Here is a 13,767-nt window from a genome sequence, read left to right as displayed (position 1 = left end):
GGGGCGGCATCGACCGGTGGGTGTGCGGTGGTGGCCGTCAGAGGGCCGAGCCCGCCTTCCAGGTGGCCCAGTCCATGTTCCAGCCGTTCAGGCCGTTGTCGGGGGCGACGGTCTTGTCGCCGGTGTTGGCCACGACCACCACGTCGCCGACCATGGAGTTGGTGAAGAACCAGTAGCCCGGGGTGCCCTTGTCGTTGGCGCCCTTGGTGTCGGACAGGCCCACACAGCCGTGGCTGGTGTTGACGTTGCCGAAGACGGACTTGGCGCCCCAGTAGTTGCCGTGGATGAAGGTGCCGGAGGTGGTGAGGCGGATGGCGTGCGGCACGTCCTTGATGTCGTACTCGCCCTTGCCGTCGTCGTCGGTGAAGCCCACGGTCGCGCCGTTCATGCGCGTCTCCTTGAACTTCTGCGACATCACCATGATGCCTTCGTAGGTCTTGTTGTCGGGCGAACCGGCCGAGATCGGGATGGTCTTGACGACCTTGCCGTCCTGCGTGACCTTCATCTGCTTGGTCTTCGCGTCGACGTAGCTGATCTGGTTGCGGCCGACGTTGAAGGTGACCGTCTTCTGCTGGACGCCGTAGACCCCGTCGGCGCCCTCGACGCCGTCGAGCGTCAGCTTCAGGGTGACGGTGGAGTTCTCCTGCCAGTACTTCTCCGGGCGGCAGTCCATGCGGGTGCTGTTGAACCAGTGGCAGGCGACCTCCTGGCCGCTGCTGCTGGTGACCGTGATGCCCTTCTGGACGGCGGCCTTGTTGGTGATCGACTTGTTGAAGCTGATCGACACCGGCATGCCGACGCCGACCGTGGAGCCGGCCTCGGGGGTGAAGTTGCCTATGAAGCTGTTGGCCGGGGACACCGTGGTGAAGGAGGCGTTCTCGTGGGCCTCGCGGCCGTCGGCGTCCTTCGCGGTGGCGGCCAGCTTGTAGGTGGTCGAGCGCTCCAGCTGGACACTGGGCTTCCAGCTGGTCTTGTCGGCGGACATCTCGCCGGCGACGGCGGTGCCGTCCGCGGTGGTCATGGTGACCTGGGTGAGCGTGCCCTTGGCCACCGTGACCGAGGCGGAGTTGTTGATGGAGGCGTTGTTGGAGCCGTCCGCGGGCGTGATCTTGATCTGCGCCTCGGAGGTCTTCTCGGCCGCCGCCTCGTCGACCTTGGCCTGCGAGGTGTCGTTGCCACCGCTGCCCGAGGCGTTGTCGTCGCCGCCGGAACAAGCGGAGAGCACCAGCACACCGCCGAGCAGTGCGGACGCGGCCATCAGACCCTTGCGCCGCTTACTGTTCGCAATCACACGCTTCTCCATCACTGCCGATTCCCGATACCCCGAGAGTCCCCGTCAAGGTCTTCAACGCTACGACCGGTTTCTCCCGTTCCACATAGCGCGCATGTGTGGGGCACACCACGTCCGTCACGGGGGCGGCGGGTGCGGTGGTCGGTGGTTGCGTCGTATGAGACGACGTGACCCCGGACGGCGGTTGCCGTCCGGGGTCACGAATTGACCACGACCGGTCAACCGGTGCCGCCCTCGGTGTCGTCTTCGTCGACATCATCCTCGTCGAGATCCCAGTCCGGCGAATCCGGGTCGTACTCGATCCGCTCGCTCGACCAGGACGCCTGCTGGAGTTCCACCCCCGGGACCTCGCTGACCAGGTCGAAGGGATCGACGAGATACGCCAGCGCCTCGGCGGTGTCCTCCGTCACAGTGCTCTCGGCCTGCCCGCGCTCGTCGTCCGCCGTCCCCGCGTTCCGGATGTCACCGGAGTCACCGGTCTCCTCGGCGTCCTCGGCGATGCGCCGCAGGGCGGCCTCGGTGAGGGCGTTCGCGTCCTCGACTTCGAGGACCAGTTCCACCCGAAGCCGCACAAAACGCGATGTCTCTTCAGTGCTCATGCCGGGAGCGTAAAGCTCTTCGCCCCCGTGACTTTCCCGTGACCCGCGACTTTCACTAACATCTGCGGACACGGCCAATTCGCCAGCGCCACAAGGGGATCGATCTTCCGTGTCATCCGCTCGCCGTCCACTGCTGACCGCCACCGCCGCGGGGACGCTGCTGTGCGCCCTGTGGTTCGTCCCCTCGGCCAACGCGACCCAGGACGCCACCACCCCCACCTCCGCCACGAACACGCAGGTCACGAGCCTGGTCACCACCCAGGCGCGCCCCACCTCCACCGGCGTCCGGGAGAGCGGCGGGGCCGGTGACGGCACCCTCCTCGCCGACACCGGAAGCTTCGACACCACCCCGTACGTGGTGGGCGGGACGACTCTGCTCGCCCTGGGGGCGGGATTCGTGGTGTATTCCGTTCGCCGGGAACGCCTGGGTTTTTGAACTGACTTGACGCCCCCTTGACGGAATCTTCATAGTCATCGCATGAACAGATCAACGGGGGCGCGGCTGTGCGCCACGGCCGCTGTGGGCGCGCTGTCGCTCGCGCTCATCACGGGATGCTCGGGCGGATCGTCCGACGACGCCGAGGACGGCGCCAAGGACACCGGGAGTTCCGCCTCCTCCTCGGCACCGGCGGCGAAGGCGCTGACGTCGGCGGAGCTGGAGAAGCTCCTGCTCGCGCAGGGCGCGGTCAGCGGGTACAAGGTCGACTCGGGTGACGACCTGCTGCCGAAGTCCAAGAAGGACGTGAAGACCGACAAGCCCGCCTGCGACCCGCTCGCCTGGGCCACCGGCGGCCTCGCGCCGGGCGACACCGGCGCGAACGCGAGCAACTCCCTGACGGAGGACAAGAAGCCCTCCGGCGCGCCGACGTCCCTGGAGGACGTCAGCGAAGCGGACATCGAGAACGCCTTCAAGATCAACATCACCTTCGTCGGCCTGTCGTCCTACGAGGGCGACGGCGCCGAGAAGGCCATGAAGGCGGTGTCGGACGGCGTCAAGGCCTGCTCCGGCGGGTACGGCGTCACCGCCGACGGGGAGAACTCGAAGGTCACCAAGGTCGCCGAGATCGAGGGCGCCGCCGGCGGCGACGAGTCGGTGGGGTTCGCCGAGGACGTCGACATGGACGGTGACGGCACCGCCACCTTCCACACCCAGGTGGTGCGCAAGGGCAACACCATCGCCACCTTCTACACGGCGGACTTCACCGCGCTGACCGGCGGCAAGGCCGCCGAGGTCCCGGCCGCGGTGGTGCAGGCGCAGCTCGCCAGGCTGAAGTGACCCGCTGACCCGAGGAGCCCCGCCGTGTGGACCACGGCGGGGCTCCTCGGCGTCGCGGCGCCGGTCAGCGCAGCGGGCCGGTGACCGTCTCGGCGGCGGCGACCAGCCGGCCGTCGCGCACGAAGGCGTCGGCCGCCGCCAGGTCGGGGGCGAGGAAGCGGTCCGGGCCGGGGCCCCCGACGCCGGCCTCGCGGGCCGCGTCGATGACCGCGCGGGTGGCCGGGGCCGGGGTCAGCCCCTCCCGCAGCTCGACGGCGCGGGTGGCGGCGTACAGCTCGACGGCGATCACCCGGGTGAGGTTGTCGACGGCGGTGCGCAGCTTGCGCGCGGCCGACCAGCCCATGGAGACGTGGTCCTCCTGCATGGCGGAGGACGGGATCGAGTCCGCGGAGGCGGGGACGGCGAGCCTCTTCAACTCGCTGACCAGCGCCGCCTGCGTGTACTGGGCGATCATCAGCCCCGAGTCCACGCCGGCGTCGTCCGCGAGGAACGGCGGGAGTCCGTGGCTGCGGTTCTTGTCGAGCAGCCGGTCGGTGCGGCGCTCGGCGATGGAGGCCAGGTCTGCGGCGGCGATGGCGAGGAAGTCGAGGACGTAGGCGACCGGGGCGCCGTGGAAGTTGCCGTTGGACTCCACGCGCCCTCCCCCGGCGAAGCCGTCGGAGCCGTCCCCGGGCAGCACGACGGGGTTGTCGACGGCCGCGGCCAGCTCGCGCTCGGCGACGAGCCTCGCGTGGGCCATGGTGTCCCGGCCCGCGCCGGCGACCTGCGGGGCACAGCGCACCGAGTAGGCGTCCTGGACGCGGGGGGCGTCGTCCTGGTGGTGCCCGGTGAGACCGGAGCCCTTCAGCACGGCGAGCATGTTGGCGGCGGCGTCGCCCTGCCCGGGGTGGGGGCGGATGGCGTGCAGCTCGGGCGCGAGGACCTTGTCCGTGCCGAGCAGCGCCTCCAGCGACAGGGCGGCGGTGATGTCGGCGGACTTGTAGAGGGTGTCCAGGTCGGCGAGGGCCATGACCAGCATGCCGAGCATGCCGTCGGTGCCGTTGAGGAGGGCGAGGCCCTCCTTCTCACGCAGTTCCACGGGGGCGATGCCGTGCTCGGCGAGCAGTTCGGCGGCGGGCCGTACGACGCCGTCGGGGCCCTCGGCCTCGCCCTCGCCCATCAGCGTCAGCGCGCAGTGGGACAGCGGCGCGAGGTCACCGGAGCAGCCGAGCGAGCCGTACTCGTGGACGACGGGGGTGATCCCGGCGTTGAGGATGTCGGCCATGGTCCGCGCCACCTCGGGACGGACACCGGTGTGCCCCGAGCAGACGGTCTTCAGGCGCAGGAACATCAGGGCCCGTACGACCTCGCGCTCGACGCGCGGGCCCATGCCGGCGGCGTGCGAGCGGACGATGTTGCGCTGCAGCTGGGTGCGGAGTTCCTGGCTGATGTGCCGGGTGGCGAGGGCGCCGAAACCGGTGGAGACGCCGTAGACGGGATCGGGCTTGGCCGCCAGGGCGTCGACGATCTCGCGGGCCGCGGCGAGGGCGGCCACGGCCTCGGCGGAGAGCTCGACCCGGGCGCCGCCGCGCGCCACGGCGAGGACGTCGGCGGCGGTGACCCCGTACGCCCGCCCGTCACCCAGCACCACCTTGTCAGGGCCGCGCTTCGCGCCGTCGCCGTCCACCACAGTGTGCATATCCATATTCAGGAGCGTACGCAGTGAATTCCAAGATGTCACTAGTGGGGTACTGGAGCGCCCCTTACCGCCGCCCCCGGAACCGCCGGCGCTCCACCGCGCCGTCCTCCTCGGAGGGCTCCGCGTCCGCCAGGCGTACGACCGGGTCCTCGGGGCCCTCACGCCCGGCCACCACCGGCCGGGCCGAACGCTCGGCCTTGGCGCGGTACTGCGCGGCGTCGGCGAGCCGGAACAGCCGGCGGGCCGAGCCCACGGGGCCGACGGGGTCGCCGGTCGACGCGACCCCGCAGGCCACCCCCTCGCCGAGGGCCAGTTCGGCGGCGCGGCGGCACAGCTCGTCGGCCACCTTCACGACGTCGTCGGCGGGCGGGCCGACGGCCAGCAGGCAGAACTCGTCGCCGCCGAGGCGGGCGGCCAGCGCGCCGGGCAGCATCGCGCCGCACAGCGACAGCACCGACCCGAAGCGCTCCAGCAGCCGGTCGCCGACGGCGTGCCCGAGGGTGTCGTTGACCCGCTTGAGCCCGTTCAGGTCGCAGACGACCAGGCTGACCACGGCGCCCTCCCGGCGGTGCCGGTCCACCGCCTCGTCCAGCCGGGAGTCGACCGCGCGGCGGTTGGCCAGGCCGGTGAGGGAGTCGGTGAAGGCCAGCCGGCGGGCCTCCTCCAGCCGCTCGGTCTGCGCGAGGCCGGCGGCGACGACCGAGGCGAGGACGGTGGCGAAGTCCGCGTCGGCGCGGTCGAAGACGGGAGCGCCGGTGGAGCGGGCGACATACAGCTCGCCCCAGGCCCGGCCGTGCAGCACGACCGGGGCGACCACGCACGACCCCCGGTTGCGGCGGCGCAGCGCCGCCACCCGCTGGTGGCAGAACCCGGGGTCCCCGGCGGCCGGATCCGGGCCGTCGGCGGTCTCCACCCAGGCGTTCGGCTCGCCGCCGGCCGCCCAGCGCTCGTGCAGGAACTCGGTGATCTCCGGGAAGCGGTGGACGGGGTAGGCCTCGTTCTCCGGGAACTCCGCCTCGTCGGGGGCACGGTCGCCCACGTTGACCAGAACACGCAGACAGCCCAGGTCGCGCTCCCACACGGACAGCGCCGCGAAGCTCCCGGCCAGCGCACGGCAGGCGCCGAGCGCCGCCGCGCGCCAGGACTCCCGGGGGGTGTGCGCCGCCGCCATCCCTTGCGCCAGCGCGACCACGGCCGCGAGGCGTCTGTCCTCACCCATTCATCCAGGCTAGGGATATTCAGGCCGAAAAGGGACGGTGGGTGTGGCGCACGGGGGAGAGTCCGGCCGTTCGCGCGCCCTCGGCGGCGGGGCGACACGGCCGGCCGGGCGGTGGATCACCCGCTCCCCCGGCCCACTCCCCCCGCCTCGCCCCGCCCCGCTCACCACCCGGCCCTGCCCCCCGACCCTGCCCCTCCGGCCCCGCCCCTCCGGCCCCGCACCTCCGGCCCCGCACCTCCGGCCCCGCACCTCCGGCCCCGCTCCCCGGACCTGCGCTCGCGGACCTACTCTCCCGGCCAGACAGGCTTCCGCTTCTCGTTGAAGGCGGCGACACCCTCCGCGCGGTCCCCGGAGAACGCGACGGAACGCCAGGCCGCGTCCTCGACCTCCAGGCCGGCCCGCAGGTCCAGCCCCTGGCCCAGGCGCAGGGCCCGCTTGGCGGCGCGCAGTCCGACCGGCGAGTTCCCGGCCATCCGTGCCGCCATCGCCAGCGCCTCCGCCCGGTCCTGCCCCGCACCGGTCAGAACGTCGACGAGCCCCAGCTCCCGGGCCTCCGCCGCCTCGACCCGCCGCGCCGAGAAGATCAGCTCGGCGGCGCGCGCGGCCCCGACCCGCCGGGGCAGCAGCTGCGTACCCCCGCCGCCCGGGATGACGCCCACCGAGACCTCCGGGAGCCCCACCACGGCCGTGGGGTCAGCGACGATCACGTCGCAGGACAGCGCCAGCTCGAAACCGCCGCCCAGCGCGTACCCGTGCACCGCCGCCACCGTCGGCACCGGCAGCTCCAGCACCCCGGTATACGCGGCACGGGCCACCGGCCGCTGCCGCACCAGCTCCGCGTCGCTGAAGGAGTTCCGCTCCTTGAGGTCGGCGCCCACGCAGAACGCCCGCTCGTGGGTGGAGGTCAGCACGACGACCCGGACGTCGCGGTCCGCGCCCAGCGCGGCACAGGCGGCCGCGATCGACCGGGCCATCTCGCTCGACACGGCGTTCATGGCCTTCGGCCGGTCGAGGGCCAGCTCCGCCACATGTCCGACGTCCCCGTCACCGTGCCGCCGCACCAGGACGAACTCCCCGAACCGCTCCTCGCTCAAGACACCCTCCGGTTAACGCGGGTTAACAACTTCGACGGGCCCGATCATCGCAGCCCGGCCCCGCCCGGGGGAAGGAGCCGGGCCCACCGGCCGCAGAGCAGACGATTGGTCCGGAAGTTCCCGGAACGCCGCCCGACTACCCGTTCGAGTGAACATTTCTGCGCACTCCGGGCTCCTCGCCCGGGGGAGCGCATAACGTGCGTCCGCCACGGCGTATCGGGGGCGCGAACGCATCGGGGAGGCAACACGATGACGAACACGCCGACCAGCACGGCGACGAGCACGGTGAGCGGCACCGACCGCCACCCGGACACTTCCGGCCGCACCGGAGGCCGGACCCCGGCGGAGCCGGCCCTCGCCGGCCCCGGTGCCGCACGGCTGTGGGGTCCGCGCGGCCGGCACCGCCGCCCCCGGCCCCGCAAGCTGCTTCTCGCGGCCGGCGGTCTCGTCGTGGCGGCCGGGGTGCTGAGCCTCGTACGGCTGACTCCGCACTCGGGGGTCGGCGGCCTCGGCACCGCCGAGGCCGGCCCGTCGTACCCGGACCAGGGCGCGGCCACCGGAACCGAACGCGCGACCCACACCGCCGCGACCGCCCCGGCCGTGCCGAAGCACGCGCCCCCCAGCCCCGCGGCCACGTCCCCGACGGGCGCTGCGGGCGCCGCCGCGACACCGTCGGCGCCGAGGACGCCGGGACGCGAATCGGTGCCGGTCGCGTCGGAGGCCCCGGGGGTGGCACCGGACGACGGCGCCCCGCGCGGCTCGGCGGACTCCGGCGCCACGAGTCCGCCCGACGCGTCCGGCGGGAGCGCGGACACCGCCGCTCCGGCCACCTCCACCTCCGCCCCCGGCTCGGGCACCGGCACCGGCACCGGCACCGGCACGACGTCGCCCGCCCCGGAGCCGAGCATGCCCGGCCTGTGCGTGCCGGCCATCGGGCTGTGCGTCGACCTGCCGTGACCCCGGCGCACGGCGCGGCCCGGCAACGGCCGGGCGGCGCACCCCGCGGAGCGCGGTGGAGTCAGCCGGCGTCGCCGTCGCGGCGGTTCAGCAGCCAGGGCTCGACCACACCCAGGCCACGCACCGGGCGCTGCCACATCGGCTGCAGCGCGAAGCGGTAGGCCGGCGGGTCCTCGCCCTCCTTCTCCGCGGCGGCCGCCGCCTCGGCCGCCTCCGCCTCGGAGGCGGGGGCCTCGCCGGTGCGGGTCAGCTCCTCGGCGAAGGCGCTGTCGACCAGCACGGCGTCGCGGGGGGCTATCGAGGTGAGGCGGGAGGCGAGGTTCACCGTGGTGCCGAAGACATCGCCCATCCGGGTGGTGACCGTGCCGAACGCCATGCCGACGCGCAGCTCCGGCATGGTCTCGTCGTTGGCCATCGTCTCGATGAGCCGCAGCCCGATCTCCGCGGCGATGCCCGCGTCGTCGGCCGCGTAGAGCACCTCGTCGCCCAGGGTCTTGATCAGCCGGCCGCCGTGTGCGGCCACCAGGTCGGCGGCGGTGGTCTCGAACGCCTCGACCAGCTCGCCGAGCTCCTCCTCCTCCATGCGCCGGGTCAGCCTGGTGAACCCGACGAGGTCGGCGAAGCCGACGGCCAGACGGCGGTCGACCATCTCCTCGTCGTCGCCGGTCTGCACGACCCGGCCGGCCGAGGCGGCGAGCTGGCGGCGCCAGACGTAGACCAGGAACTCCTCCAGCTCCGGCAGCAACAGCTCGACGATCGGATACGTCACCTCGGTGCGGGTCATGCCGGGCTCGGGCGGCTCGGTCAGCCCCTCCAGGAAAGAGTCGATCTGCCATTCGGCCAGACGGGCGGTGGTCTGGCCGGTGGACCGGGCCACCTGCACCGCCATCGCCTCGCTGAGCAGGCCCGCCTCGACCAGACCGGCCAGGCGGCGCAGCGCGAGCACGTCGGCCTCGGTCAGGGCCTTCGCCTGGCCGATGTCCGCGAAACCCATGGCCCGCCAGAAGCGGGAGGCCAGTTCCATGGAGACACCGGCGCTGCGGGCCGCCTGGAACGGGGTGTAGCGGCGCTCGGCGCCCAGGATGAGCTGTTCGAGGCGCAGGGCGAGCGGATCCTCGCCGGTGTCAGTGACGTGGGGGTCCACTCGGCCGCTTGCGTCCGCGCCGGAGCCCGTGTCGTCGACGGTCACGCCTGCTGCCCTTCCGATCTACCGCGGTCGGGTACCGACCGGCCTCAACTCTACGGCAGGTGTGCGCCAGCTCACTCCGTCGGGTGGGGCCGGGGAGTGAGCTGACCGGGGGTTACTCGGTGGTCGCGGGCGGTGTGCGGGGAGCGCGGGGAGTGCGGGGAGCACGGCCCGTTTCCGGGGGGGGCGGGCCGCCGGTGGCCGGTCGCGCGGGTCCCCGCACCCCCGGGCGCGACCCGTCACGCCGACCGCAGGTGCACGATGTCCCCGGCCCCGACGGCCTCCCGTACCCCCGCCTCGTTCACGATCACCAGGCGTCCGTCCCCGTCCACGGCCACCGCCTCGCCGACCACGGAGCGGTCCCCGGGCAGCTCGGCCCGCACCACGCGCCCCAGCGTGGCGCACCCGGCGACGTAGGTCTCCTGAAGGCCGCAGACGCCCGCGTCGCCCTCCGCCGAGCGCCAGCGCCCGTACCACTCCTCCAGCGACCGCAGCACCGCCCGCAGCAGCGGATCCCGGTCCGTGCTCACCGCGCCGGCCAGCGCCAGCGACCCGGCCTGCGGCACGGGCAGTTCCTCGGCGCGCAGGGAGACGTTGACGCCCACCCCGATGACCACACCGTCGTCGCCGGCCCGCTCCGCGAGGATGCCGCCGGCCTTGCGCTCCTCGCCGCCGACGGTGACCAGCAGGTCGTTCGGCCACTTCAGCGCGGTGTCCACGCCGGCCGCCCGGGACAGCCCCGTCGCCACCGCCACGCCGGTCAGCAGGGGCAGCCACCCCCACCGGTCGACGGGCACCTCCGCCGGACGCAGCAGTACCGAGAAGAACAGGCCCGAACGCGGCGGGGCCGTCCACCGGCGGTCCAGGCGCCCCCGGCCCGCCGTCTGCTCCTCGGCGACCAGGACCGTGCCCTCGGCGGCCTTCCCGGCGGCGGCGAGGCCGACCAGGTCGCTGTTGGTGGAGCCGGTGGCGCGGACCAGTTCCACGCCGGTCCACAGGCCGCCCTCCCGGACCAGTCCCCGGCGCAGCGCCGGGGCGTTGAGGGGCGGCCGGTCCAGGTCGGACCACGGGCCGTCGCTGTTCGTGTCTGCTGTATCTCGCGGCGTCATGCAAGCCAGATTAGGTGTGGGAAACGCCGCATCGCCGACTCATTGACCCGCCACTACTCTACGGATGAGTAACCGTCCCCCCTTTTGAGCAGGCAGGGAGCCGCATCCCGATGTCCGAGCCGGAAGAGATCGACATCCACACGACCGCGGGGAAGCTCGCGGATCTCCAGCGCCGCATCGAGGAGGCGACGCACGCCGGCTCCGCCCGCGCCGTGGAAAAGCAGCATGCCAAGGGCAAGTTGACGGCGCGTGAGCGGATCGACCTGCTGCTGGACGAAGGTTCCTTCGTCGAGCTGGACGAGTTCGCCCGCCACCGCTCCACCAACTTCGGCCTGGAGAAGAACCGTCCGTACGGCGACGGTGTCGTCACCGGATACGGCACGGTCGACGGCCGCCCCGTCGCGGTCTTCTCCCAGGACTTCACCGTCTTCGGCGGCGCCCTCGGCGAGACGTACGGGCAGAAGATCTGCAAGGTCATGGACTTCGCCCTGAAGACCGGCTGCCCGGTCATCGGCATCAACGACTCCGGCGGCGCCCGCATCCAGGAGGGCGTGGCCTCGCTCGGCGCGTACGGCGAGATCTTCCGCCGCAACACCCACGCGTCGGGCGTGATCCCGCAGATCAGCCTGGTCGTCGGCCCGTGCGCGGGCGGCGCGGTCTACTCGCCGGCCATCACCGACTTCACGGTCATGGTCGACCAGACCTCGCACATGTTCATCACCGGCCCGGACGTCATCAAGACCGTCACCGGCGAGGACGTCGGCTTCGAGGAGCTGGGCGGCGCCCGCACCCACAACACCAACTCCGGCGTCGCCCACCACATGGCCGGCGACGAGAAGGACGCCATCGAGTACGTCAAGCAGCTGCTGAGCTACCTGCCGTCGAACAACCTCTCGGAGCCGCCGGCCTTCCCCGAGGAGGCCGACCTCGCCGTCTCCGACGAGGACCGCGAGCTGGACACCCTGGTGCCGGACAGCGCGAACCAGCCGTACGACATGCACACGGTGATCGAACACGTCCTGGACGACGCCGAGTTCTTCGAGACGCAGCCGCTGTTCGCGCCGAACATCCTCACCGGCTTCGGCCGTGTCGAGGGCCACCCGGTCGGCATCGTCGCCAACCAGCCCCTGCAGTTCGCCGGCTGCCTGGACATCCACGCCAGCGAGAAGGCCGCGCGGTTCGTGCGGACCTGCGACGCCTTCAACGTCCCGGTGATCACCTTCGTCGACGTCCCCGGCTTCCTGCCCGGCGTCGGACAGGAACACGACGGCATCATCCGCCGCGGCGCCAAGCTGATCTACGCCTACGCCGAGGCCACGGTCCCACTGATCACGCTCATCACCCGCAAGGCCTTCGGCGGCGCCTACGACGTCATGGGCTCCAAGCACCTGGGCGCCGACCTCAACCTCGCCTGGCCCACCGCCCAGATCGCCGTGATGGGCGCGCAGGGCGCCGTCAACATCCTGCACCGCCGCACCATCGCCGAAGCGGAGGAATCCGGAGACGGCGAGGCCACCCGCGCCCGCCTGATCCGGGAGTACGAGGACGCCCTCCTCAACCCGTACACGGCGGCCGAGCGCGGTTACATCGACGCCGTGGTGATGCCGTCGGACACCCGCCGGCACATCGTGCGCGGCCTGCGTCAGCTGCGCACCAAGCGGGAATCCCTGCCTCCGAAGAAGCACGGCAACATCCCCCTCTAAGGAGCCGCTGTGACCATCAAGGTCGTACGGGGCAACCCGACCCCCGAGGAGCTGGCCGCCGCCCTGGCGGTGGTCAGGGCCCGCGCCGCGGCGGCCGCCTCCGTGCCGCCCGGCGCCCCCACGGAACGGGACTCCTGGTCCGACCCGGCCCGCATCGCGGCACACCGGCTGCCGCAGCCGGGGCCGAGGACGTGGGCCCGCACCTACTGGCCGGGCTGAGCCCGGCATACCGGGGCGCGGGGAACGGCGCGACCGGCCGGCGGGCACCGGCACTTTGAGTACACGTACTCAGGCGCCGGCCGCCCGGTCCCCGCACCCTGGACCCATGCTGTGGTCCGACCCCGAGAACGAACCGCCCGAAGAGCTCCGCGACATGCAGAACATGCTGCGCAGGCTGGGCACGTTCCTCGCGTTGGCCATGGTCGTGGCCATGCTCGTCGCCGGCCTGAGGTGAGCCCGGCACCGTCGGGTGACTAACCTGATCGCATGACCGCTCAGCGCCGCAGGCACCTCGTCCTCGCCTCCGCCTCCCCCGCCCGGCTCGGTCTGCTCCGGCAGGCGGGGCTCGATCCGGAGGTCATCGTCAGCGGAGTCGACGAGGACGCGGTGCACGCCCCGTCCCCGGCCGAGCTGGCGCTCGCGCTCGCCGAGGCGAAGGCCTCCGTGGTGGCCGCCAAGCCGGAGATCAAGGGCGCGCTGGTGATCGGCTGCGACTCGGTCCTCGACCTGGACGGCCAGGCCCTCGGCAAGCCCGCCGACGCCGAGGAGGCGACCGCCCGCTGGAAGGCGATGCGCGGCCGCGCCGGCACCCTGCAGACCGGCCACTGCGTGTACGACACCGTGAGCGGGCGCTACGCCTCGGCCACGGCGTCCACGGTGGTCCACTTCGGGGAGCCCACCGACGACGAGATCGCCGCGTACGTGGCCTCGGGCGAGCCTCTCCACGTCGCCGGCGCGTTCACCCTGGACGGCCGCTCGGCGCCGTTCATCGACGGCATCGACGGCGACCACGGCAACGTCATCGGCATCAGTCTTCCGCTCGTGCGCCGGCTGCTCGGGCAGCTGGGCGTGGGCATCACGGAGTTGTGGGCGCGGCCGGAGGCGTGACCGGGGCGCCGCCGTCCCCTGCCGAGGGCACGGTGTCCGAGGACGCCGTGCCGGCCGGGTCCCCGCCGTCGGCGTCGTAGGTCATCAGCAGCAGCACGATCAGCCCGAGCACGGCCACCAGGCACAGGAAGGCCGGCCAGCCGACCAGGCCCCAGGCGAAGGCGGCCAGCAGGCCGTGGGTGACCGCCGCGCTGATGAGCACGACACGCCCGAAGCCGGCCGGCGCGCGATCCCGTGCGCCGACCACCGCGGCCACCACCGCGCACACCACGAAGTACAGGCCGAAGACGATCCCGCCGGCCTTCGAGGAGGTGGCCATCACATCGGGGTCCAGGCCGGCCAGCGACATGTGCTGGCGGTCCACCAGGACCCCCAGGATCCAGTTGACCGCCGCGATGCCGAACGCCTCCGCGAGGAGGACGACCGCCAGGATCCAAGCCACCGGCCTGCGCAGCATCCGGTCCCCACCCACTTTCGATCGCTCTTCGAGCGGTAGTCCGAGCACCCCCGGTACGTTCGGGACATCGCGAACGCTACTAACGGGTAAA

General features: G+C 72.7%; 15 protein-coding genes. 7 read left to right on the top strand and 8 right to left on the bottom strand.

What is annotated here, in order from left to right:
• Positions 1–37 precede the first annotated feature (37 nt).
• Entirely contained in the window at positions 38–1,303 is a 1,266-nt protein-coding gene (locus AC3ET3_RS21010; protein WP_435612635.1) for a L,D-transpeptidase, read from the bottom strand.
• A gap of 206 nt (positions 1,304–1,509) precedes the next feature.
• Complete coding sequence (locus AC3ET3_RS21005; RefSeq protein WP_435612634.1) at positions 1,510–1,890, bottom strand: hypothetical protein; 381 nt, start codon at positions 1,888–1,890, stop codon at positions 1,510–1,512.
• Positions 1,891–1,999: 109 nt separating this feature from the next.
• On the opposite strand from AC3ET3_RS21005, the gene AC3ET3_RS21000 reads away from it, so the two are divergent.
• Positions 2,000–2,326 (top strand): LPXTG cell wall anchor domain-containing protein, encoded by a 327-nt coding sequence (locus AC3ET3_RS21000; RefSeq protein ID WP_432157053.1) that lies wholly within the window; start codon positions 2,000–2,002, stop codon positions 2,324–2,326.
• 42 nt (positions 2,327–2,368) lie between these two features.
• A complete protein-coding gene (locus tag AC3ET3_RS20995; RefSeq protein WP_432157052.1) occupies positions 2,369–3,166 on the top strand; it encodes a hypothetical protein in 798 nt (265 codons plus the stop codon).
• Positions 3,167–3,230: 64 nt separating this feature from the next.
• On the opposite strand, the gene hutH is transcribed toward AC3ET3_RS20995, so the two are convergent.
• The 3 genes from hutH to AC3ET3_RS20980 all read right to left on the bottom strand — a co-directional run bounded on the left by hutH (position 3,231) and on the right by AC3ET3_RS20980 (position 7,157).
• Entirely contained in the window at positions 3,231–4,844 is a 1,614-nt protein-coding gene (gene hutH / locus AC3ET3_RS20990) for a histidine ammonia-lyase (protein WP_432134844.1), read from the bottom strand.
• A 64-nt stretch (positions 4,845–4,908) separates the two neighbouring features.
• The gene (locus AC3ET3_RS20985) at positions 4,909–6,063 is read right to left on the bottom strand and encodes a GGDEF domain-containing protein (protein WP_432134690.1); all 1,155 of its coding nucleotides are present in this window, start codon (positions 6,061–6,063) and stop codon (positions 4,909–4,911) included.
• A 284-nt stretch (positions 6,064–6,347) separates the two neighbouring features.
• Positions 6,348–7,157 (bottom strand): enoyl-CoA hydratase/isomerase family protein, encoded by an 810-nt coding sequence (locus AC3ET3_RS20980; RefSeq protein WP_432134689.1) that lies wholly within the window; start codon positions 7,155–7,157, stop codon positions 6,348–6,350.
• Between the two features lie 249 nt (positions 7,158–7,406).
• On the opposite strand from AC3ET3_RS20980, the gene AC3ET3_RS20975 reads away from it, so the two are divergent.
• Entirely contained in the window at positions 7,407–8,114 is a 708-nt protein-coding gene (locus AC3ET3_RS20975; protein WP_435612633.1) for a hypothetical protein, read from the top strand.
• A gap of 61 nt (positions 8,115–8,175) precedes the next feature.
• On the opposite strand, the gene AC3ET3_RS20970 is transcribed toward AC3ET3_RS20975, so the two are convergent.
• Together AC3ET3_RS20970 and AC3ET3_RS20965 are read right to left on the bottom strand one after the other, a co-directional pair.
• Entirely contained in the window at positions 8,176–9,303 is a 1,128-nt protein-coding gene (locus AC3ET3_RS20970) for an adenylate/guanylate cyclase domain-containing protein (protein ID WP_432134687.1), read from the bottom strand.
• A gap of 236 nt (positions 9,304–9,539) precedes the next feature.
• Positions 9,540–10,409, bottom strand: a complete 870-nt coding sequence (locus AC3ET3_RS20965) for a biotin--[acetyl-CoA-carboxylase] ligase (RefSeq protein WP_432157050.1) — start codon at positions 10,407–10,409, stop codon at positions 9,540–9,542.
• Positions 10,410–10,519: 110 nt separating this feature from the next.
• On the opposite strand from AC3ET3_RS20965, the gene AC3ET3_RS20960 reads away from it, so the two are divergent.
• The 4 genes from AC3ET3_RS20960 to AC3ET3_RS20945 all read left to right on the top strand — a co-directional run bounded on the left by AC3ET3_RS20960 (position 10,520) and on the right by AC3ET3_RS20945 (position 13,219).
• A complete protein-coding gene (locus tag AC3ET3_RS20960) occupies positions 10,520–12,112 on the top strand; it encodes an acyl-CoA carboxylase subunit beta (protein ID WP_432134685.1) in 1,593 nt (530 codons plus the stop codon).
• A 9-nt stretch (positions 12,113–12,121) separates the two neighbouring features.
• Entirely contained in the window at positions 12,122–12,331 is a 210-nt protein-coding gene (locus AC3ET3_RS20955) for an acyl-CoA carboxylase epsilon subunit (RefSeq protein ID WP_432134684.1), read from the top strand.
• 106 nt (positions 12,332–12,437) lie between these two features.
• The gene (mmpB, locus tag AC3ET3_RS20950; protein WP_432134683.1) at positions 12,438–12,566 is read left to right on the top strand and encodes a morphogenic membrane protein MmpB; all 129 of its coding nucleotides are present in this window, start codon (positions 12,438–12,440) and stop codon (positions 12,564–12,566) included.
• A 32-nt stretch (positions 12,567–12,598) separates the two neighbouring features.
• Complete coding sequence (locus tag AC3ET3_RS20945) at positions 12,599–13,219, top strand: Maf family protein (protein WP_432157049.1); 621 nt, start codon at positions 12,599–12,601, stop codon at positions 13,217–13,219.
• On the opposite strand, the gene AC3ET3_RS20940 is transcribed toward AC3ET3_RS20945, so the two are convergent.
• On the bottom strand, positions 13,188–13,676 hold the full coding sequence (locus AC3ET3_RS20940; protein ID WP_432134681.1) for a hypothetical protein: 489 nt from the start codon (positions 13,674–13,676) through the stop codon (positions 13,188–13,190). The genes AC3ET3_RS20945 and AC3ET3_RS20940 overlap by 32 nt on opposite strands.
• Between the last annotated feature and the right edge of the window lie 91 nt (positions 13,677–13,767).

Source organism: Streptomyces sp. bgisy159, assembly GCF_057707805.1.
The sequence above is the reverse complement of the archived record's forward strand: the minus strand, read 5'-3'. Positions and strand labels throughout refer to the sequence as shown.

Coding starts and splice junctions, on each gene's coding strand:
- AC3ET3_RS20960 (WP_432134685.1), top strand. CDS start 10,520: ATGTCCGAGCCGGAAGAGATCGACATCCACACGACCGCGGGGAAGCTC.
- hutH (WP_432134844.1), bottom strand. CDS start 4,844: ATGCACACTGTGGTGGACGGCGACGGCGCGAAGCGCGGCCCTGACAAG.
- AC3ET3_RS20995 (WP_432157052.1), top strand. CDS start 2,369: ATGAACAGATCAACGGGGGCGCGGCTGTGCGCCACGGCCGCTGTGGGC.
- AC3ET3_RS20940 (WP_432134681.1), bottom strand. CDS start 13,676: ATGCTGCGCAGGCCGGTGGCTTGGATCCTGGCGGTCGTCCTCCTCGCG.
- AC3ET3_RS20985 (WP_432134690.1), bottom strand. CDS start 6,063: ATGGGTGAGGACAGACGCCTCGCGGCCGTGGTCGCGCTGGCGCAAGGG.
- AC3ET3_RS21010 (WP_435612635.1), bottom strand. CDS start 1,303: ATGGAGAAGCGTGTGATTGCGAACAGTAAGCGGCGCAAGGGTCTGATG.
- AC3ET3_RS20965 (WP_432157050.1), bottom strand. CDS start 10,409: ATGACGCCGCGAGATACAGCAGACACGAACAGCGACGGCCCGTGGTCC.
- AC3ET3_RS21005 (WP_435612634.1), bottom strand. CDS start 1,890: ATGAGCACTGAAGAGACATCGCGTTTTGTGCGGCTTCGGGTGGAACTG.
- mmpB (WP_432134683.1), top strand. CDS start 12,438: ATGCTGTGGTCCGACCCCGAGAACGAACCGCCCGAAGAGCTCCGCGAC.
- AC3ET3_RS20975 (WP_435612633.1), top strand. CDS start 7,407: ATGACGAACACGCCGACCAGCACGGCGACGAGCACGGTGAGCGGCACC.
- AC3ET3_RS20945 (WP_432157049.1), top strand. CDS start 12,599: ATGACCGCTCAGCGCCGCAGGCACCTCGTCCTCGCCTCCGCCTCCCCC.